This is a genomic window from bacterium, assembly GCA_021371935.1.
GTDB lineage: Bacteria > Armatimonadota > UBA5829 > UBA5829 > UBA5829 > UBA5829.
The window spans coordinates 207706-230449 of sequence record JAJFVF010000019.1 but is presented as its reverse complement, the minus strand read 5'-3'; the positions used below and the strand labels follow the sequence as shown (position 1 = coordinate 230449).

Genomic DNA, 22744 nt, shown 5'->3' with positions numbered 1-22744 from the left:
AGTTATGAGTTAATGGGTTACGAGTTGTGAGTTGTGAGTCGGGAGGGCGTCCCTCCTGCCGAGCCAAGTCGTAATAATATTACTATTACGCCAATTACGAGTATGCTTAATCCACCCGGCTCAGGCACCAAGGTCCCATCCACACGTAAGCTGAAAGGCAGCGCCTGCTTATACCATGTTTCACCCTGATCGCCCGACAGAAACCCGTAATAACCCGAGTATGAATAAGATATCCCGCCGTAACTGTCGGCATCACTCGGCATCACAACCAAAAAATACGGTGTGCCGCCGGTCAACAATATAGGGTTCTCGGGTTGAACATAGTAATACTGCATCACGGGACCGGTCGGAAATATTGTCCATTGTGCCAGCGCGGATGTTGAAATATCAACAAGAGACGGCGTCAGATATACTGTAAAACTTGTATCCTGCACACTGCGAGAGAGAGCCGTACCGAAGTTATTTGCATACGAGTCCGAATCGAGCACAAACGGCGCGGCAGCCCAATACAGCGTAGTGCCGTCATTCAGAGATGGACCATTTCCCACATACGATCCACCATCAAACAGCCATGCCCAGCCCGGAATCCCGATCGACAAAAGGCACAAGGTAATTATAATAGCAGCAGTCTTGCGTCTATTCATCATAGTTTCGTCTCTCTCATTTATAAATAGTATCTTTTTGTATTATAGCATGTAAGCAGGGATATTGCGTTCGATATCGAATCTTTGAATTAGTGGGAATGATTCTACTACACATGCGCGTCGATGCGCAGGGAGGATGCTTATGTTCACAAGACTGTGGCGCTACCTCAAGGCCTTATTCCTGGGAAAGCTGGACGAGTTGGAGAACCCGGAGATTCTGCTTCAGGAAGCGGCTCGTGAGATGCGTGAAAACCTCGCGGCCAACCGCCAGCGTGCCGTCACTGCAATCACCCAGAAAAACAATCTCAAGACGCTTTTGGATGAACAGGAAAAGCGTGTCGCCCAGCTTGAAGCGCAGGCAGAGATGGCCGTCAAGCGTGGCGATCGCGATCTGGCACGGCGCGTTCTTCGAGAGAAGATGACGTTCGAGGAGACAATCGTATCCACACGCACGAGTTATGACCAGGCTGTCGAGGCGTCGGAGGCGATAAAAGTCGCGATCCGCAGACAGGAAGAGACAGTCCGCCAGCGCACAGCCGAGGCACTCGCAAAAAAGGCTCAGTGGAAACAGGCTCAGATACAGATCGAGATCGACAAGGCTCTCAACGGCCTGACATTCGAGGCAGAGTCCTCCGCATGGGAACGCGCGGGTGAAAAGATTCGCACGGCGCAGTCCGAAGCCGCAGCGCGAGCCGAACTAGCCCAGGCCAGCATTCAGGCCAAGATTGCAGGTCTGCAGGATGATGCAATCGATGCCCAGGCCGAGAAAGCGCTCGAAGAACTCGAACAGAAAATGGCAGCTCCAAAAGCCGAAGTCGAGGCTCAGCAGACAGTCCAAGCTGGTCAGGTTACTGAGAGTGATGTCGAGCGCCAACTGGCCGAGCTTGAGTCAAAGCTGGGGACAGCTCCAGCCGAAACATCCGAGCAGACACCTTCGCAAGAGGAGCAGCCGGAACAAAAGCAGGAGTAAATGCCTTTTTCTCATCGGCATAATCTTTCTTTGGTAATCAAGCGGGCGCTGAAGATGCCGTTATCGGTCATCTTATTGAGTGTGGGCGCGCTCTTTGCGCTCATGATGCACAATTTGCCGGGTCTGTTTATTTTTGGACTTTCGATAACCGGAGTGTTCTTCTTTGTACTATCCAAGCTCCAGGACAGCGATTTTATCCGAGCCGCAATCCGAGAAGACACCAACAGGCGACATGCCCATGAGGCAGAGAGCCGTGTGTTCAGGATCGAGGAGCTTGATATCGAGAGCCGTGTGCGTATGAAAACGATAGTCAGGCTCCAGAATGAAATCGCCGATGACATAGCAAGCTCGCCTATCGATGAGACCGCCGCAGGTCTTGCGGACACTCTCGTTCAGACAGAAGACATAGTCGACCGGGCACTCTCTCTTGCCCAGCAAAAACGCGAGCTTCAACGTTTCCTAAATAAGACTGACCCGACCAGTATAGAATCGCGCATTACTGACCTGCAACACCGTCTCGAATCCGAGACCGATCATGCACGGCATTCCGAAATCGAAATAGCACTGGGCGCAAAACGTCGTGAACTCGACGACTATCGAGCGATAGAGCAGGCAGGAGTGCGGATTATGGGTCAACTAGAGAGCATCGAATGTTCATTCGCTGGGCTGAGAGCCAGGCTCGTGCGAATCAAGTCCACCGACATCAAAGAGTGGGTCTCGGCGAATGAAGACCTGAAAGTCGAACTTGTCGGGCTGCACACCGCCGTTGACACGCTCGAACAGTCCATAAATGAAAGCCTTCAATTTTAGAAGTAGTACTTTATATTGATTATTTTTCACGCATTATGCGAATCAAGTTGCAGTTTTAGTCCCCGTAGGGGTGGTTGCGTTGCCATTTTGCAATATAGTGCTTCGCGCTCAAAAACCTGTTCTAGAGGGTTATCCTACAAAAGTGAAGACGTTTGGAGAAATGATAAAGAAGCGCCGTCTTGACCTCGGTTTGAGACAAGATAATGTGGCAGAAATGCTAGGCGTCAGTAGAACCTCTATAGCCTCTGATTTCTCCTGGCGGAGCCTTGTGGTAGCAAAGCGCTCCTGACGATAGCCTCACGTGGTTATTCTCTGCAATTGTCAAAATATCATTCACGTCTTGCGCACATTATGTCCCCCAGCAGTTAAACAATTCATCATTATATCGTTGACAATATCTTATTCATGAGCTAGTTTTCAATAAGACTATGTATAATGATGCTTGCTGCGCACAAATGGAGGTGGTAATGCAGTCGGGAATACCGCGCCCGTGTGAGCATCACAGTCATGATCAGCTACTAAGGAGGCAATTCATGCAAGGCAAGTCTCGTAATCTGGTAGTACTGGCAATTTGTTTTCTGATGATTTGGGCGCTGCCCGCACAGGCGGCAGTAATCCGTGTAAAGACAGACGGCAATGACAACTACGACGGTTCCACCTGGGCTCTCGCAAAAGCGACCATCCAGGCAGCGGTCACAGCCGCTTCCAGTGGCGACCAGATATGGGTGGCCGCCGGAACATACGACAATGAAGAAGACATAGACTTGAAATCTGGGATAGGCTTGTACGGTGGATTCGATGAAAATGACACCTCCTTTTCAGATAGAGATTGGGAGACTAACGAGACGATCATAGACGGGAGTGGCATATACTGCGATTATTATACGTCGCCCGACCCGATTCTGGACGGATTCAAGATTCAGAACTTCGAACTTTGGGCTTATGAGAGTTCACCAACAATAGCCAATAACACATTCTCAAATCCATGGCAGTCACAATACTGGTGTGTACATATCTACTTCTGTTTTTCCTCGGCCATCGTTTCAAACAACACTTTCATAGGAGGCTACGACACACTATACTGTGAATGGTCTAGCATAAGGGCTTTTGACAATTTGATTGTTGGGGCAGAGTGGCGTGGCGTCTTTCTTGAGTGGGATCAGGGTTCGGTAATTACAAACAACACAATAGTCGGATGTGGCAATGGAATTGAATGTTACGATATTGCCGAGACATCATTTCCAGCAACCATATGCAACAACATTATTGCACTCAACGAATACGGCTTGTACTATAATGATCCAGACACTACTCCAACAATCAGTCACAACTGCGTATATGGCAACACAACTGCCAACTACTACGGAATCACAGACCCAACCGGGAACGACGGAAACATCTCCTCAAATCCGCTCTTCGTTGATGAGGAAAATGATGATTATCACATCACCTCAAACTCTTCCTGCATTGATGCGGGTGAAGACGATGAAGTCGAAACAGGTTGGGTCGATATTGACGGCGAACTGAGGCTGGTGGATATGGTATCCGGCGGAGACAAGGTCGACATAGGAGCCGATGAGTATGCCGATACCACGGCACCCAGCACACCTGTCGTGACAGATGACGGTCAGATGACTGCGTGCTTGAGCCAAATACATGCCAGTTGGGTATCCACAGATTCCGAGTCTGGTATAACCGAGTATCAGTATGCAATCGGAACAACTGTAGGCGGAACAGACATTGCTGGCTGGACTGCTCCAAGCCCGGCAACTGCTACGCAAGTCACTCACACCGGACTATCGCTTGTGGTTGGTCCGACGTATTACGTATCGGTGAAGGCGACCAATGGTCAGGGGCTGGTAAGCAGTGTAGGGACCAGTGATGGCATAATTGCTGCCGCCGGCTTGCAAAACGGCAATTTCGAGGAAAACTTCAGTAATGGATTGGCGGATCACTGGAATACTTTCACGGTATCCGGCACGCCGACGTTTAGTAGTGACAACACGAACTATGTTTCGGCAAATTATAGCCAATGTGTCGGGTCGATCTGTTGTGCTGGGGTTTATCAAGCGATCAACAATCTCACGACAGGACAAAACTATACTGCATCTGTCTGGGTAAAAAGTAGCAGTGGTGATGTCAGCACTTACGTTGGCATTAACCCGTACGGTTGCACCGATCCTGCATCGACCAGCACTGTATGGAGTGCTGCCTCTTCAAGCACCGATTGGACACAAATTTCCGTTACCACTAATGCTCTGACAAATGCTGCAACTGTTTTCATCAAAGTGGTGAATACGGCTTCCGGTGAGTCGGCATATATTGATGATGCGGCACTGGTTCGGGATTCGATAACTCCATGGAACCCCAGCAATAGTGGTTTTGATTACCGTCGAGAAGTGACGCTTAATTCATGCGACTTTTCGCGTGATAATGTGCCTCTTTTTGTACGCATATCTGCGCCTGATGGCATGTATGTGAATACAACTTCGGTTGCAGTAGACGAAATAACTTTAGGTACGGCAGTGTCAGTAAGTTGTGCTGATATTTGGGCGCAGCCATCGGGCAAGGTAGCCGAGGTACATTTTATAGCAAGCGGTACGACTGCATCAGGTTCTCAGAGGCGTTTTCTTGTGTACTACAATGCGACTAATACCGCTACAGCATATACTTGGGGCAATCCCAATTGGGGATTATATGACGAGCGTGATCGTGAATTACCAACCGGCGATGACTATTTCAGGCTTGAGTCGGATGTTCTAGGGCTCGAGCGTTCTCGTTGGGAGATGTATAGTGGTTTTATTGGAGAGCTGAAGCATGGTCGAAGACCCGGATACTCACTAATTGAGCGATTGTCAGACTACTGGTCGCCTGTGGAAGGCTTCTACAACAGCTACACGGCAACAAGTGGAGAATTGGTTGCTAATAGTGTTAATGCTGAGGACCTAGTGGTTCCAACATGGCAATCTGACAGCTCTGATAATCAGGTCTCTCTATCATTTTCCTTTACGAATGTAACACCAAGCAGTCCAACTGGTTTCCCGTCGCATTCTGCGGAAGAGACTTATAGGCTCATCAAAGGACAGCCATGGTGTGAATTCGTAATGACTGTTTCAGACGATGTCGAACTAACCAGCACAAACTGGGGTCCTAAAATACTATACTTCAATACCGGCGAATGTGGCTTCGATTACATGGTATCAGATGAGTATAGCAGTGACCCTATCGCACTTAGATACAATACAAACGTGAACTGGATAGTCGACTACAATTCCAGCGATACAAGTAAGGCTGCAGGATGGTATATGTTCAAGCCCGGAGACCTGCGCACACGAGACAACAGTGGTATAGAGATTTTCAACTCGGCTCCTTTCAATGTTGAGGATGATAACACATATAGATACTTGTGGGTTTTCGGTGATCGAGACGATATTGTCGAACTGTTTGAATCAATGAACCCAGGCTGGACTGTGGGTGATTCAGCCACGAGTGTTACGATTATACAGCCTAAAGCAGATACTGTATTTGTACCTGGCGATTGTATTCCTATTGATATATGTGCACCAACCAGTATGAATATCACAGCTATATGGAATCGCCCTAGCCTGTCTGATCTTTCGATCAATCTTGTCGCGACAGATGACGGGCGGTATGAGGCATCCTATGATGTTCAATCAGTCGAAGACTGGGGAACCTGGACCTTGGAAGTATATGATGGTCAGACGCTGGTGGCATCAAAAGAGATAGAGGTCCTGGAGGGACATGCACATCCACATGTTCTTTTCTCTTCATCTGATCTGTCCAACATACAAGCTCGGCGAACCACGACCCATGAAGCAATGTGGAACAATCTTATATCCAGCTGCAATCAGATTGTGAATTATTGCGGCAACGATCCTGTGGAGATACCTGCAAGCGGCGCAGATATACGCAGTTACGGTGATAGATTACTTGCGTTGGCTTTAGCAGTTAAGGTTAATCCAGATCTAACTACATACAAGACAAAAATGTGGGAGTATTTCTGGACAATGCTCCGCTATAAAAACTGGTATGATGATGGCGAACTGTGGGCGAACAACAACAGTGACCTATGTGGAATGATTTTCCTGCAGTCTCTTGCAATAACTTATGATTGGTTTTATGATGATCTGACCTCGACAGAACGCCAAGAAGTAAGGCGCTGCCTGTTGCAATATTCTGAACGTGCCCTTAATGACTTTTGGCGACAGTTCGATCAATATGGTGCAGAATTCAGTTTGTGCAATCACATATGGATTGTTCATTCGGGTCTTGCTAGTGTGGCGTACGCGCTTGAAGATGAGATGGATGAGACCACCAGAACTGAGTGGGATGACAAATGCGAAGCGGCATGGGACAGAATCATCTCGGTAATCAGCGAAGATGGCAGCCACCCTGAAGGAGTTGGGTATGGCTGCTACGGTCTGGAATACCTGAATCGTTGGGTAGAAATGCGTCGTATTGCAGGAGAAGGCAATGGTTTTGCAGATGATCCATGGTTTAGCAATACGAGCCGTTGGTTGTTGTACTCTGTATTGCCGGGAGGAAGTGATAATTGCTCGGGGTTTGCAATGTTTGGTGACAGCACTCCCTATGCATGGATACTCCCCAAAGGAAGTATGTCACTTTTGGCCCGCGTTCTAGATGATCCGATTGCACAGTGGCTCGCCACTACTTTGGTTCAGCCGACAACTTACACAACACCTTTACGCTATTTGTGGTATGACGCTACTGTTTCTGCAGTAGATTTGAGCACATTGCCCAACTGGAATTACAGCCACGACAGCAATTTGCACAGTGGCGTCGACTATAGTGGCGGTATTTTTACATGGCGTTCTTCGTGGGATAATACTGCAACATACTTCTCACTCAAGTGTGGCCGGACGTTTATAAGCCATGCTCATCCTGATGCCGGCACTTTCATTTTGCATCGAGATGGTGTGCCGTATATTGTCGATTACGGTTTCACGTATAAGAAAATGACAGATGACGAAAACGTGTTGCTTCTCGATTATGGTGGTGAAGCACCTGTCGGACAATATGGCGAAGGATACGAGTGGTTTGGTGTTGAAAATGAGCCTCAGCCTGGCCCGGCGTATTGGGGAAGCATTACGCATGTTTTGGCTAATGGAGAAAGTGGAAATCCGGGTGCTTATTTTGACGTTGTCTGCAATCCGGCTCCAAGTTATGATTCGACTGCCAGTCATCTAGGCGCATGGACGAGAGAGTGCGTAGGGTTGGGTGACTTTTTCATGATACGCGATGTAATGAGTGCCGAATCAGAGTATAGTCCTGAGTTCCAACTCCTGCTTCACTCATTGGTGAGCGTGCCTGATCAATACGGCACCATGTGGGATAATACTTCAAATCCATATGACGGTTACCATACGACTTACACATATAACCAAGATGTATACCGAACGACAAATCCTTGGGCTACTGAGAGTGGAGGTTGGAGTACCGACCCGCGCAAAGATGTTGATACTCAGACCTATACTACGGCTACAGCGGCACATGAGTTGTATGTAGACGAGCTGTCATATGATACGAATTGGTCCGGTGCAATTGATGCATCCTACTATGTTCCAACGAGCAAACCGAATGGTGATTCGAATGTAAATGATAAAACTCCATACCAGTATGGTGGGATGCTGACTCGCAGCAGGACGGCAAACAGTGCCAGTTCTTTGATCGGTCTTCGTTTTGATGACCAGACGACTGGCTGGACGCTGAAAAGGTGGAATGACACAAATGATGGCGGGGATAGTCAGGCGGAAGGTGTTGTAATACGTAATTCTTCCAGTCAATCAGTCCTATCGGTTTTGTGGCCTGTAAATGGTAGTTGTACCAGCTCGCGAGGCTGGAGTGTTACAGGGACAATGGCCGGGAGACGTTACCTGGGTGGTGATTCTCCTTCATATTTTGCAAGGGAGACGACGTCCGTGGTCGATAATGGCACTTCGTTATTGAGTGCGTCCGCATCCGTATCGCTTCAAGCCAGGATGGAGCATACACCATCAGCAAATGACCCAAACACAACAAAGATCTATGCGGGTGGAAGCTGTAGCGTGACAATATATTGTCCCAACCAGCCGACTACGGCTACAATGGACGGTAATTCTCTTTCGTTTACATGGACCAGCGGACACCTAACATTTACTATATCGTCGGCTGGCGAGCATATCATCAGTTGCTACTAGTTGAAAAAATCAGCTGCCATACTTTGCGGGTCTATCCAATTATTGGATAGACCCGCTTGGTTTTATAATATGCCCACAAAGAGGACTACTAGGTACTTCTCAAACCATTATGGCGTGCCTACCACGGCAGCAGTAACGCATACGTGGTAAGCCAGATGCTTGAAAACAGAACCAATCTGGTTGTTCTTGGTGACAAGGCTTATGCTGGGAACCCCAACTATTGACTGGAGTGCAAGTTTGGCCTTTCGGGTCTGCAAGAACTAGTGGGGACCCAGCATTATAGCTGTAGTAACTGAACCCTTCTTTAGCCGGGTCTCTACTTACAAACCGCCCTGTCTCCACATCATAAAATCTAACCCCAAGCTGTAACAGCCCAAACTCAGGCTCCTGGTAATGCGTATAATACCCAAGTTCACCGACGTACTGATACGGCTGGTCGATATGCCCTGTAAACTCATCATGCGTAATCAGTGAGCCATAAGCATCATAAGAATACCGATCAATAACACTGCCACCTGAATCTGTAAGCAGCCGGGTAGAACCGAATGCCCCTGCGAGTGATGTTGCTGAATGCTTGGCGGTTCTGATTGGAGCCGTGGGATATGTATATTTCCTACTTGTTTTCGCTTCATTATGCAAACTCAACTTATGTTTCGAATCAAGGTATCACCGGATGAATGATATCAGACAGTTGATCGGCAATATTATACATAAAGCTGGTTGTGTTACCTATGGCGTCAGTGCTTTCGGTCACGTTTCCTCGCGAATCATATCGAATGTGGGTAATATGTCCCAACTGATCTGTAATGGTTACCGGCTGCCCGATCTTGGCAGATTGAGTGTAGATGCCGTCTGTTGTGTAGTTGTATGTTGTAGTGATCGTCTGAGTGGCATTGTTTCCAGGTGCCACTTTCGTAAGTACGTTTCCCAGGCTGTCATAAGTAAACGAAGTGCTCACAGTCTCACTGCCGCCGGTTGTGCCTGGCTTGGGACCAACAACTGTATTCACCAATCCGCTCGGTTCATAGTATGTAAATGTCGTTGCCGGTTTGGTTCCTTCCTGAATACTCGTCAGTCTGCCGAGGGCGAAATTGTTGTAATCGTAAGTGTAGGTAGTCGTAGTATCTCTTGGAGTCGTGGTGCTCGTGATATTGCCGTATTGGTCGTAGGCAAGTGATGTTTCCTGTCTTTTCTGATCAACAATTTTTGTAATCTTTGTTGGGTTAGTAGAATCCTCATACAGATACGCTATATCGTATCCTGTCGCGTCAGTAATACCTGTGTCAATATTGCCATTGGCAGGATCGAAGTTGGCAATCCACTGAGACTCAACGACATCTTGCAAATTCTTTATGCTAACAATGGTGCCATCAGTATATTTGTAAGAAAATTCCGTTTGGTTGCCATTGTCATCGACAATCGACTCCACCTGTGCATCAGAGTTGTAATTAAAAGTCTCTGTACTCATACCCGAACCTGTAGGGCTGGGAAAACTGACGGAAGTTACGTGAGGCTGTGCTGGCCCCATCGGATTTGCCGGGTCCACATATGCGGTATATCCATAAGTCCATCGAGCGGGTATAGCGCTGTCGGATACATTGCCGATCTGAGAAGTCGAAAGCAGACATGTTGTTCCCGCGCTGCTTCCATATGAGTAAATTACTTTTCTGTTATATGCGTCAGTAACGGATGTCAGGTAGCCATTCGTATAAACAAAGCTCAGCAAAGAATTGGCCGGTGTACTGTCATCGACAATACTGGTTACCTGATAGTTATTGTTCGAGTCCCTGTTTATTGTAATATAGCGGCCCATTCTATTCGATATCCGGGTGAGCACATAGCTGTCTGCTGCCTTTGGTGTGAATGTCCAAACAGTCTGATCCTTGAAAGTTATTGATATTGACTGCCACTGACCTGTCGTACCTGACGGCACGCCGGTAACAATGAACTCGGAACCAGTGGGTTCAGTAAATTCGCCGGTCGGCTCGTCATTGTCAAGCACAGGAGTCATATCCTCCTCGGCGCTGTTCGGGTATCTCAGTGTTAGATCGCTCCAGGTCTGCGCATCACTTGAAGTCATACTTACATCATATGTATCCACCCAGCCAACAGACTGACCGGCAGAAGCATATCCCTCCTTGGCCACCTTGCTCAGGAAGTTTCTCTGGTAGACTATTCCAGGTCCATACGGATTGTAGACACTTATATCCGCACACGGAATATAGACATGCTCTCCTGTAGCAAGATCTACAGGATCATCACCTTCCTGGCAGCCTCCATGAACGGGCGAAAAGCTCGGCCTTGCCGGATATGTCGGAGCACCACGGCGTCCAGGAGAAGCTATTGTTTTGCGGTCTGCGATAGGGCCTGTGTAATTACTTAAAATAGAAAATGCCCATGTAGTGCCTACATGAACACCATATTTATACCCTGAGCATTCTCCCTTGCCATCCACCCAACCCGATATCTCAATAACTCCGGAAGAGGAGTCAACCTTATAATACCTATCACGTCTGGTAGTTCCAGGAGCGGGCACACCAATGCACGAGCAAAAATTGTAAGTGAAGCTGTTCCCGTATGGACTGTAGATGGCATACGATGCAAATTCATTTATCCAAGTAGTTGCAGGGATTCCTCCACCGTTCCATATCCATTTACTCCAACATGTTCTGGCAAGATGTAAGTAGGCGTAACAGCCGCTTGTGCCTGAGTAAACAACACCGTATACTGGGCCTGGACCTGATTGCGTTGTTGTGATTGGAGGACAATCGCAGCTCATACAATCATGACAACCTGCAGTACATTTATCCACTTGTAGTATACCGCCGCCGGAATCATAAGTCCAACTCTGCACAGGAACTACTGCCAGGCAAAGCAATATTCCAACAGCAGCTAATTCTATGACTATATATTTCGCTTTCATCTCAAGAGTGCTCCTTATTGTTTTCAAATCACCAATCATCTCGCCGAATCCGGCAGCGGCTCAAGCTCCAGAGCCGGCACATTATACACGTGATCTTTAGGCGCATCAGGATCAAAGAATGCATTGGAGTCCAGATGCTTCTTTACAGCAAGTCTTGTGTTGTTGACGGATTGGTAGTCATTTTCCAGGTCATATATGCTGTCGCTGAGCTGAATATAGACACATCCGCCGCCAATCTCACGGACAACAGGCGCCGGAGCGCAAAGTAGTCTGTCCAGACCAAAGAGTTCCACATAGGGCTTGCCGAATACTGTCACCCAGTATAGCTCTGGTATGTACTTTTCCAGTTGATAGCCGGTAACGCATAGTCCATAACGCTGGCGCTCCGGGTCCAAGCAGCCGACTGTATCGTTCAATCTGCCAATGTCAATGTCTTGCTCAGTAAGCATATGGATATATGCAAAATGGGGAGTGAGTCCTGGAGCGGACATCTCAAGTAACCGTATCAACCCGGCAACGTCAGCTTTCGCGGCATCGACTGTCACCATAATACTACCGGTCTTCTTTCGTACAGACCATGCAGACCACACACTTCCTTCTGTTTTTGGCTGTCTGCGCTTCCATAAGAACACATTGCCCCAATCACTTAATGCCGGTCCATAATCCGCCGGATCAAAAGGAGTGCGAATAGGTTCATACGTTCCCCATTTCTCAGGAATGAGATTGGGTGAAGTTTTGCATAGAAGATCGAGCACCTCTCGCCCATCTTCTTTGGACATAAGGCGTCTCGGTGTAAGTATATCCATTTCAATTTCTCTGACCATTAGTATCTCCTATCAGTAAGGTACAAACGTGCCTGTTGCAGTATCAAATTTTGTTATGGTTCCACCTATGTTTTTAATGGCTCCCTGCAAGGGTCTGGACACCTTTGTGCTTGTGTTTACAATCAAACTCATAGCTCTGGCCGGTTGCTTCAGCATAGCTTACTTGCGCCTGCAACTGCTTAGTATATGATTGATAGACTACATTCTTTACCTCTGTAAGTCCACCCTCCATAGAATCAAACACAGTGTTTCGTACAGCTCCACTCAGCGTTCTGCCCGCAACCATCTCAGTGTTGGCTGCTATTCCTCGCCCGGCAAGAGCGCCATTTTCGAATGCCAGGCCTTCCGCTCTGTTGAGTGTAACCTGTGCTATAGATTTCCGCCACTTGCACTACTACCAACACTAGCGGTCGAAACCGTTAGGGCAGTTTCTTTCCACGTTTTCGGTGTCCAGAGTGATGAAAATAGACCACCGGCGATATACAGCGGATTGTGAGTTTTGTCATATTGCGCCGCATACCATTCAGCAGCATATTCTCCCCGCTGGGTGCCGACATAATCGCCGTCTTCAAGCTTTTCCCACCACAGCTTGCTCCTGCAGAACCCACTGGGATCAATCGCATTAACAGGATTATTCTCCACATATCCGTAGAGGTTCATCCCTCCCTCATATCCTATCGGGTCACGAGTCAGGAACCTGCCGAATCAGTTATCGATCCAGTAAGATATCCAACGGCTATGAGTTACAAGTGGCCCAACATATCAATGAGTCCTTCGAGAACCAATCCTCTCTCATTTGGCTCGCTATCTTCTCGAAGCCCTGTGTTACAGAATTCCATCCAAATGATCTCACGAAGCTCTTCTCGTTGTTCACTGGTAAGCGGTGACTCTCCGATATGATCTAGTATTGCTAGTGACTCAGGACTACATTTCGATATAACCTCGTGTAGTAGTGTCAACTGTTCTTGTGATACCGCGGATTGTTTATCCATCGCTTTATTTATACCTCCACCCATTACTATTCTTAGCCCATGTGGTAACCACCTTGCCCTCTTGATTAAGTGAAACTACTGCATCTCTGCCCACATAAAGAGTGGTTCCACGTGTTGGTTGTGAAACTGTTTTTCTTGGATTTCTTACTGCATCGAGTATTGCTTTCGTTGAAACACCATGTGCATCTCGCGATATAGCTTGCTCAATACCATGACCTGTGTAGCCTTTGATAGGTATAGTTGTTGCTTCCGCCGCCCCAAAAGGAGCTGCAGCAGCTACGCCAGCGGTAATCACTGTGACAACGGTAACTACATCATCCACTAAACCTGGTGCATTCCGAACACTAGGACGTCCTACGAATGTGCCTGCTCCCTCGCCACAATGCCCAATCTTCTTAGGAAACTTAAACGTACCGCGCAAGGATGAATAACCTGGAATCAGCGCATCTAGTATAGGACTGTCAGGAAGATATTTGTCGGTTGCATCAGCTAACTTGTCATACCACATCGGTGGTCCGCCCAAGACACCACCTTCCCCGCAGAACCCATTGGGATCAATCGCATTAACTGGGTTATTTTCCACATATCCGTAGAGGTTCATCCCTCCCTCATAGCCTATCGGGTCACGAGTGATGAAGCGGCCTTCGGCTGGGTCATAATATTTGTGTTTCTATCAGACCCAGTTGCTTTATTGATGCTATGTTTGGCGTTCTTCCCATTCTTTGACACGCATCTGTGCACCTAGTGCTACAAGATCGTCACCCTGTGCCAATTCCTTGTAAACTGCTAATGCTTCTTCAGGCATTGAGTTTATGAGATAAAAAGCAGCGTTTGCTCTAACTTCTCGATCCGGATGACTAAATAAAGTAGCAAACTGTCGTTTTGCCTCTTCCCCTTTTTGTAGCAGCTTCCGCGCAGTCGGACCTATTTTATTGCCATAATGTTTAACTTCCTTTGTTGTTCCAGAGTGTATCGCTTGATTTTGCTTGATAATCGCTTCAGCAAATTCATCAACTAATTTTGATACATCATCCTCAACCATTGTCACCATCTCCCAGTTGCTATATTCTGAATTATGGTTTTGCCCCATTCTAGCTGTTGCTCATAATTCATAGTGTTCATCCATTGCCTAACGGTTAATGTGTCGGAGCCAGTTAGAAAAGGTTTCTTCGACGAATAGAAATTGCTTATCTGCTGATGAAGAGACTTCTCTATATCGACAAGATTATCTGGATTATCAATAAGCTCCTTGCCAAATCGCCCTATATTGCGTTGCTCTACAATATGATGGGTTTGGAGTTCGAGTTCACTAACTTCTGAAGATGCAGCAGTTCCGGCAGCGTTCAATGCAATTGCACTTATGATAGCAACTCCTGCCACAACCTGAGTTCCAACATATGCTTTGAACTCGCCAGAAGATGCATTAGATTCCTGCATCTGTGCCCAACCGGAGTTATCGGCTGCGCTTTTCCAGCGCCCGCGATAAAAATCGCCTATCGAATAAGCTTGCCTGGAAAATGCAGAATTCGGATCAAATGGATTTAGTTGTTTTAAAAACTCTTTTCCTAAGCTTGTTTCACCACACAACCCACTCGGATCAATCGCATTGACAGGATTGTTTTCCACATATCCGTAGAGGTTCATTCCTCCCTCATAGCCTATCGGGTCACGAGTAAGGAACCTACCCTCGGCCGGATCATAATAACGGTGAGAGAGAAGCTGCAAACCAGTCTCGGAATCTGTATAGTAGCCGTACTGAGCGCCATAGCCGAATGGCGTTGTGGCGATCCCGGCAAGCAGGTTTCCATAAGCGTCATATAGTTGGGTGGAGGTCGCTGTCCCACTTGAGTCCAGGGTCTGGACTGCACTTCCCAGCGGGTCATAAGTATAAAACGTGCTCGTGGAACCGTCTCTTCTTGCCAGCAGGCCGGTCGGCCCGAAAGTGTTTATTGCCATCACAGAGCCGGTATCGTCCATTTCGCAAACCGGGACGCCGCCTGCATAGAGGGAATAAGTTACAGTTGTGCCGGATTGCTTCCATGCTCGCAGCCCATCGGCTGTATATCCGGCGTTCATTGCGCTGCCATACTGAGTAAGTCGGTTCTCCGGGTCATAGACAAGCGTATTACTGTTATAGCTTGTCGGGTTGCCATTGGCATCGTAGGTAAATGCAGTGTTCTGGTTTCTTGAATTAAATGTGCGGCTGCTGCCCTTGAAAGTCGTTGGGTTACCGGCATCGTCATAGACGAAGTTATATGTGTAGCCGCTGTTGCGTGTCGAAAGCTCCTGAGTAAGCTGGTTCTTGATATCGTATGTGTAGTCAGTAGTCCCGCTCAGAACTGTCGAACCGGGTATATTCACCGACACCGACTGCAGATTGCCGACTGCATCGTAGACCATACCCGATGTGCCGGTAAACTCCGAAAGCAGGGTCTGGTCTGTCTTGCTGTTTGTAAGGCTCGTAAGGAAACCACGCGGGTTATATTCATATGACGATTCCGAGACCGGCGAAGTCTGTGTCTGCAGCCAATCGTTACTATAATAGTCCCAAGAAAAGGATTCGCTGAACGGATTAGTAAGGCCCGTTGGCCGACCGGCTGCATCGTATGTGTATGTGAAGTCGCCTGCAGGCGTTGTCATAGTGTCCAGACTGCCGTCCGGCCAGAAATCATACTCGATAGTCCGGGCTGGCAAATTGGTGTATGTAGTGGTGGCACTTGTTACCAGATCGAGATCGTCATAGTCGAATGTAGTCGTTCCGGTCCCGTCTTGCGCGCTGGTGAGTCGACCGTATACAGAATCGTAGTCGTAGTGGACATTCAAAGATGAGCTGTCGGGATATTCTATATCCGTCAGCAAACTCTCTGGGTCATCGTAGACGTAATTGGTCGTCACGCTGTTGGGATCGATTCGCTCCAATACATTGCCGATTGGATCATACTCCGTATACTGGATCGTATCGCCTCCAGGCAGTTCGACAAGTGTTATATTGCCATTCAGGTCATACGTGTAGCTGGTTGTCTGGTTATTGCCATCACTTATGGTCTTGACTCTATACGCCGCGTCATATGTGTAACCGGCAGATTCGGCGCTGCCTGATTGAGAAACAACCTCGCCTTCAGAACCATATGTTATGGTCGTTTGGCGATATTCGCTGCCTTGATCGTCATATGCACTGACGCGGACTTTAGGCCCTCCAGGGTAAAGATATTCATTGTGAATAAATGCATGTCCAGACGCATTCGAAGACAGATCAGTCTGGCAGATCGTTTGGCAGTCTCCATCTCCTGCCGCAGCACTGGACATGTTGCCGGCATTGTCTTCAGCAACAAGGTCAAAGTAATACGTAGTCTGCTTAGTAGGCGAGAAGCTGAATGAACCTGATGCACCGGTTTGAGTAAACCCGGAGTCTGTCCACGCACCATGAACTCCCTCACGATACCAAAGAACTACTTCTTTGAGCCCACTCGCATCATCGGATGCGCCTGTATAGTCGACTTGAATCGCAGTTGCACCATTGCTGAAAGTTGGACTTGATGCTGTGCCGGGGGATGGTGGAAGTTCATCAACATACTCATCTGCTCCGATGTCCACCGCACTGTATAAAATACGTGTGTCTCCATCCAAATCCGTGGTTGGAAGTCCCGGAGCGGAACTGTAGCCGGCATTCAAGCAATTGGAATCTGAAGTTATATGATACCCATCCGTATCAAATGTAGGACTAGATGTAACCACCCCTGCGCTGTAACTGGGTGTGACATTGAAGTTTGTGCCGTTGTTATACAGACAATTGTAGTATGAATAGTCTATCTGCCCGGATGTATAAACCCCATAGTTGGAGTTATTGGCTATTATATTGTTATAAAGATCAAGAGTGCCGCCGGTTATCTCGACAGGCTTGAAATTGCCATCGCCTGTATTACCAACGATTGTGTTGTTGACAAAGCCGGTACAAGCGGTTGTATTTATATATATCGCTGAAGCTCCGGCGCTGTTGCCCTTGATGACATTGTTATACATGCTGCCGGAATTAGCACCTTTATTCCAATATAAGCCGTTGCCATAGTATGCCGAGTTATTCTCAATGATGTTGCCTGTTAATGTGACTGAGGTGCTATCGATATAAATCCCACCGCCTGCCGAGATTGCCGAGTTGGAATAAATATGATTATCCGAGATCGTAACTCCGCTTCCATAAGGACCCACATATATTGCACCCATCATTGAAGCGTAATCAGAATTGTCATGAATCTCGTTTCTTCGACAGATGCCGGAGTATAATGCCACCACGCATAAAGCATCAATCGTAGAATTGTGGTCTATTTCGCAGTCCTCGATTGTTGGTGATGAATAAATATCAGCACATATACCGCCAACTCCCGAGCCAAGACAGTAACAGATATGGCAGTGCTGGAATGTTGGGGAAGCGCTCTCACAATTGATTCCGCCGGCATATGCCTTGTTGGAACTTGCAGTCTTAATGGTAAGGTATTCAACAAGAGTAGTCGGGCTGGCGGGTATATTACTTGCAGAGATTACTGTTCCCCTTGATGGAAAGACGGTAGTGACATAGCTTTCACTTCGTTCACTGCCGTTGCCCGTATAACCGCCCCTGATAGATACTCCACTTTTCAAAGTCAGATTCTCTGGATATACGGTAACACCATCGCTATAGCCTCTGACCCAAACCTCATCACCGGATGTGGCTGCGTCTATAGCGGCCTGAATGCTGCTGTATGGGCTGCTCCAATCGCCGCTCCCTGCGCCATCCGCAGTGACATAACAAGTTGTCGCAAAACACGGACTGGCTAGTAAAATAAGACAAGTGGTTATAAGAATGAGTAATCGTTTCATTTTGTCGCCACCTCCGTATTGGAACCAGCCTCGGACGCCATCTGCAGATTAGAGGTCTTTGCCTGAACCACAGGAAGACGACAGCCATAATTAACCGAGGCACTGGAAACCACATCCGCAGACTTCAAATTGACTTTCAGGAAGACTCCAAGATGGTAAGAAGCAATATTACCCTTTGAGGGTAAAACTACAAGTGTTATCTCGCTGGCGTAATTCGGTGTCAAAGACCATGATTTTTCCAGCACATCACCTATGCCGCTCACACTCGAAGTGGATGAGATAGTATTTTGAGTTGCAGTGCCGGCGATTACCCATTCGTATATCTTGGTATCATCACTCCACAGCTCAATATTTGGACTGGCTCCTGAAATGTGTTCGACAAAGCTTGCATCCACCGAAGCCGCTGCCGAATCAGTCGCATTCCACTTAATAGCCACTCCGCCGCTGCTAAGGGGAGAGTGCACAAGTATTTCGCCCGGCTCCCAATGGATGCCGTATCTATCAATAGGTTGATCTGTATAGTTGATTGTCACATCTCCCTTTGGACCTGGAGAATTGTTCATAGCCCAACCGGCGATACCATAACCATCATCAAATGTCGTGTTGTATGCAGCGAAAGTTTGGTCGTTATCTAGATAGCCAACAGTCCAACCACTTATGTTTGGGTTAGATGAGAGAAAATCAGATTTAGTGTCAGCCAATATCGGAGATGTGGCTGATATTAAATAGATGCAGAAGAACAGGAGTGCGCTTTTAAACAACCTGATCATTTAGAAAACTCCTTTCAACATACAAATTGTTTTCATCTAAAAAATCAATAAGAAACAAGCATATATTTGATAGTGGCGGCTTTACGACCAGATTACTTGAACTATATGCCAGTAAACCACAACAGTTGTGGTGGCGTCAAAGATATTGTTGTGATCATACGAGTAATTTATAGTCATATATTGTGCATGCAAGGCTCGGCGATATATAATTGACACGAACAATCACTCCGGATAACTTATCAGCAGAACATCCAATGATGATTGTGTGAGTATTATTTGGAATTCAAAAGCAATGGCTGTTTTTGCAGAGCTTGTTTAACATGAAGCTTATTCGGTAAACAATGTTCCTTCGCTTCCCGTAAATATCTTTTTGATATAGAATGCAACCAAATATATATTTCTAATATTTTCACAATGTTGTATATTGAAAATGCTGTTTGCTGAATTGTCATTGATGTTTTCGCTGCCACTATTGGGCTGTGTATCTTGCTCATCTGGCCACTCGCAGCCTATTACACGGATTTGTATTAGAGGGAAACGATAGAGTTTTCAAGAATAGTATGGAAGACTGAAGCTTGACGGCTTCTTTCAGGACTGGTTCAAGGTTATGGGAAGCTGATAGATTGATGTCTTCAAGCACGATGATGCCGAAAGCTATTGAGTTTCTTGGATATAGTTCGCTCAATTACAAATATAGTTATACTGTGGAGAGAAATCGCGGCTGTTCCGAATATACCTGGACTTTGTGTAGTTGTAGCTGCGAATTTATTCGCCGTGCGGTTGAAACCGCAGTTACAACAGCACGAAGTCGGCCTTCGCCGACTGAAAAGTGTATAATTTACACTCAAGCTAATTCGCATTAAGCATTATTTCTCATTATGTGAGAGCGTTAAATTGGGAATTTTCAGGCGAATATCACTCATAATGCGCGGCTATCTGACGACTTCTCAGGAGCGTATCAATCAAATCGCAGCCGAGGAGGAGCTTCGCCGAACCGCAGAGCAGCACAAGACCAACGGTTCACTGCTGTCGATCACGGTCCAGACTCAAACGGCCATTCCACCACGACAAGCGCACCTGATTGCCGATTACAAGACCTTAGGTATCAAACCGGGTTCATCACTCGATGAAGTGGAAGCTGCATGGAAAAGGCTTGCACTGCGTGCCGACCCGAAGAGATTTCCGTCAGGCTCTGAAGAAGAAAAAAAAGCGGCTGCCATTCTCGATTCCATAAACAGAGCCTACGCGAATATTCGCGAAGAGCTGAATCCAACCGAGGGACGTTTCGGCAAACTGGAACTATAGCCGTACGTTTCCGGGGGCCTCGGCGTTTAAGCACCGAGGCCCCCGGCAGGATGACTTGGGCGAGTCAAGGCGTTTATACCCTCGCCCGCCAGAGCTTAAACAAGCAAACGAAAAAAAGCTGAAGTTTTTTATTTTTTGGCTGGGGAAAGAGTGACGGTAACACGTGTGCCCTGCCCAGGTGAACTGCCTATTGCCATGGAACCGTTGTGAGCCTCCACAATGCTGCGACATATAGCCAACCCCAAACCTGCACCACCGCTCTTTTTTGTGCGAGCAGCATCCACACGATAAAACCTCTCGCCCAGATGCGATAGATGCTCAGGCGCAATCCCGCACCCGGTGTCCGCCACGGCCAACTCCACCATACCATCCCGCCTTTGTGCACTCAGGGTTACTTCACCATCGGACGGAGTATGGCGCAGAGCATTTTCAAGCAGATTGATAACCAGACGGTTGAGGTGCTCCATATCGCCGAGTATCAGGCCGGTCGAATCCGCCACATCCACCGTCACCTTCGCATCATTTTCAGTTCGACGGACAACGGCCAGAACATTATCGAAGAGATCATGAGGGTCGACAGGTTGAAATTCACGAGCCAACTGTCCGGCATCCGAGCGAGCCAGCAGCAGAAGATCCTGAACCAGACTACTCATAGCATCCGCAGACTGATCTATCTTACTGATAGTCTCACGATACTGCTCCGGCGTCCTGTCGGCAAGCAGCGCCAGTGAAGTATTTGCTTTTATAGCGGTCAGTGGCGTGCGGAGCTCGTGAGATGCATCGGAGGTGAAGCGTCTCTCCCGATCGAAAGCATCCTTTAGTTGTTTGAATGCCTTGTCGAGCCTGGCGAGCATGCCATTTATCGTGGCGGCCAGGTGAGCAAACTCATCCGCGCCGATCACAGGCAGCCGCTGTGACAGATCACTGTCGCTGATTGCTTCGGCTGTATCGACCATCTGCCTTATAGGTTTTAGGGCACGACTGGTCAGGAAAAGTCCTCCTATTCCCGCGACCAGCAGCGCAATCGGCACAAGGACCGTCAGAGTCATAGTCAGGCTTTCGAGCATGACCTGGACCTCTGCAAAAGATACTGCGACCTGGATGACACCCGTGATGGTTCCCTTTTTTCTTATAGGAAGAGAGATTACACGTAATATCGTGTCATCAGCCGCAATTGTCGTGAAGACTCGCTCACCCGCCATGGCTTTTTTGAATGCTTTTTCATCCCAAGGCGGCTCTTTTATCTCCTGCTTTTCACCGGCAACAAACACCTGTTTGCCCTTAAGGTCAAACTGATGGACCATTGGCCGGAAGTGTTTTTTTTCAGAAGCTGAATCATCTTTTGGTGGCGGCGGCAAGTTACTCGGCGCCTTTTTGTTAATTATGTCAAGGTGCCGCTTCGCCATACCGGAAAGCCTGTGATCAGTCTCGGACAGCAGATAGGAGCGCACCGAAAAGTGCATCACTGCAAGAAACCCGAACAATACCAGCGCCAGCACTCCGATATTCCACAATGTAAGCCTGAATCTTACCGAGCTAAACTTCATGACTGCTCCATATTCGGGCGCTTAAGCATATATCCAAGACCATGGACCGTATGAATGAGTTTTACGGGCCTGTCCGCATCAATTTTTCTGCGGAGCATGCGTATGTAGACATCGACTGTATTGGACATGCTGTCCTCATTGTTCCAAATACGATACTGAATTGCCTCTCTGCTGAGTACCCTGCCTTCATTGGATGCCAGCGCTTCCAGCAGCGAATATTCTCGTGATGTCAGATTGACTTCCTTGCCGTCGCAGAACACCCTGTGCGCGGTAGTGTCCATTTCAAGATGACCTATGCGAATGACTCTGCCCTTCGAGAGCTTATCGCGCCTTATAAGTGCACGCACACGCGCCAGCAGTTCCTCAAAATCGAAAGGCTTCGGCAGATAATCATCCGCTCCGATCTCTAACCCGCGCACACGGTCACGCACACCGTCGCGGGCTGTAAGCATAAGAATGGGAGTACTTATCCGCTTGTTTCTGAGCCGTTCGCATATGGTCCAGCCGTCGATGCCTGGCAGCATGATGTCCAGTATGATAAGCGCATAATCTTCGTCCCACGCCAAATCCAGACCGGTTGTGCCGTCTTCAGCAGTATCCACATGATACATGCCGCTCTCTTCCAGACCGCGTTTGACCACCTCTCGTATCGGCGCTTCATCTTCGACCAGCAGAATTTTCATATCACCGTCAGTATATCACCACTGACGAGTTCATCACAAGAACCAAATTAGGGGATAGGGAATAGAGGTTAGGGGTTGGGAACTAAAATTCAAACAGCGGCTGCTTTTCATAACTTTTTCAGAATCGGCTCGTAACATAACTGCGGGAGGGAAATTGATGAAATATAATTCACCTTTCTGTCGGGTTCCGTAGTCGGCCTTATC

At 47.7% G+C, this 22744-nt stretch carries 15 protein-coding genes and 1 pseudogene; 4 read left to right on the top strand and 12 right to left on the bottom strand.

Annotated features, from left to right (window positions below; genetic code table 11):
• Positions 1-17 precede the first annotated feature (17 nt).
• Positions 18-647 (bottom strand): hypothetical protein, encoded by a 630-nt coding sequence (locus LLG46_13515; GenBank protein ID MCE5324313.1) that lies wholly within the window; start codon positions 645-647, stop codon positions 18-20.
• A 139-nt stretch (positions 648-786) separates the two neighbouring features.
• Between LLG46_13515 and LLG46_13510 the strand changes: the two genes are divergently transcribed.
• The 3 genes from LLG46_13510 (at position 787) to LLG46_13500 (ending at position 8642) form a co-directional block, all read left to right on the top strand.
• Positions 787-1614, top strand: a complete 828-nt coding sequence (locus LLG46_13510; GenBank protein ID MCE5324312.1) for a PspA/IM30 family protein — start codon at positions 787-789, stop codon at positions 1612-1614.
• A complete protein-coding gene (locus LLG46_13505) occupies positions 1615-2424 on the top strand; it encodes a hypothetical protein (GenBank protein MCE5324311.1) in 810 nt (269 codons plus the stop codon).
• Positions 2425-2957: 533 nt separating this feature from the next.
• Entirely contained in the window at positions 2958-8642 is a 5685-nt protein-coding gene (locus tag LLG46_13500; protein MCE5324310.1) for a DUF4962 domain-containing protein, read from the top strand.
• Between the two features lie 99 nt (positions 8643-8741).
• Here the strand turns inward: LLG46_13500 and LLG46_13495 are convergent, their stop codons facing one another.
• The 9 genes and pseudogenes from LLG46_13495 to LLG46_13455 form a co-directional block, all read right to left on the bottom strand.
• A complete protein-coding gene (locus LLG46_13495; protein MCE5324309.1) occupies positions 8742-9281 on the bottom strand; it encodes a hypothetical protein in 540 nt (179 codons plus the stop codon).
• 19 nt (positions 9282-9300) lie between these two features.
• Positions 9301-11097, bottom strand: a complete 1797-nt coding sequence (locus tag LLG46_13490) for a hypothetical protein (GenBank protein MCE5324308.1) — start codon at positions 11095-11097, stop codon at positions 9301-9303.
• A gap of 503 nt (positions 11098-11600) precedes the next feature.
• Positions 11601-12389 (bottom strand): hypothetical protein, encoded by a 789-nt coding sequence (locus tag LLG46_13485; protein MCE5324307.1) that lies wholly within the window; start codon positions 12387-12389, stop codon positions 11601-11603.
• Between the two features lie 73 nt (positions 12390-12462).
• The gene (locus LLG46_13480) at positions 12463-12621 is read right to left on the bottom strand and encodes a hypothetical protein (GenBank protein MCE5324306.1); all 159 of its coding nucleotides are present in this window, start codon (positions 12619-12621) and stop codon (positions 12463-12465) included.
• A 371-nt stretch (positions 12622-12992) separates the two neighbouring features.
• Positions 12993-13091 (bottom strand): annotated as a pseudogene (locus LLG46_13475) (hypothetical protein).
• 294 nt (positions 13092-13385) lie between these two features.
• Positions 13386-14015, bottom strand: a complete 630-nt coding sequence (locus LLG46_13470; protein ID MCE5324305.1) for a hypothetical protein — start codon at positions 14013-14015, stop codon at positions 13386-13388.
• Positions 14016-14078: 63 nt separating this feature from the next.
• A complete protein-coding gene (locus tag LLG46_13465; protein ID MCE5324304.1) occupies positions 14079-14423 on the bottom strand; it encodes a DUF2019 domain-containing protein in 345 nt (114 codons plus the stop codon).
• Positions 14424-14425: 2 nt separating this feature from the next.
• The gene (locus tag LLG46_13460; GenBank protein MCE5324303.1) at positions 14426-18235 is read right to left on the bottom strand and encodes a hypothetical protein; all 3810 of its coding nucleotides are present in this window, start codon (positions 18233-18235) and stop codon (positions 14426-14428) included.
• Positions 18232-19005 (bottom strand): hypothetical protein, encoded by a 774-nt coding sequence (locus tag LLG46_13455; protein MCE5324302.1) that lies wholly within the window; start codon positions 19003-19005, stop codon positions 18232-18234. Before LLG46_13455 ends, LLG46_13460 begins: the two co-directional genes overlap by 4 nt.
• 894 nt (positions 19006-19899) lie before the next feature.
• Here LLG46_13455 and LLG46_13450 point away from each other — a divergent pair.
• Entirely contained in the window at positions 19900-20310 is a 411-nt protein-coding gene (locus LLG46_13450; protein MCE5324301.1) for a J domain-containing protein, read from the top strand.
• A 128-nt stretch (positions 20311-20438) separates the two neighbouring features.
• Here LLG46_13450 and LLG46_13445 read toward each other — a convergent pair whose 3' ends face one another.
• Positions 20439-21857, bottom strand: coding sequence for a HAMP domain-containing protein (locus LLG46_13445; GenBank protein ID MCE5324300.1), 1419 nt, complete (start codon positions 21855-21857; stop codon positions 20439-20441).
• On the bottom strand, positions 21854-22540 hold the full coding sequence (locus tag LLG46_13440; protein ID MCE5324299.1) for a response regulator transcription factor: 687 nt from the start codon (positions 22538-22540) through the stop codon (positions 21854-21856). The genes LLG46_13445 and LLG46_13440 overlap by 4 nt, the downstream gene beginning before the upstream one ends.
• Between the last annotated feature and the right edge of the window lie 204 nt (positions 22541-22744).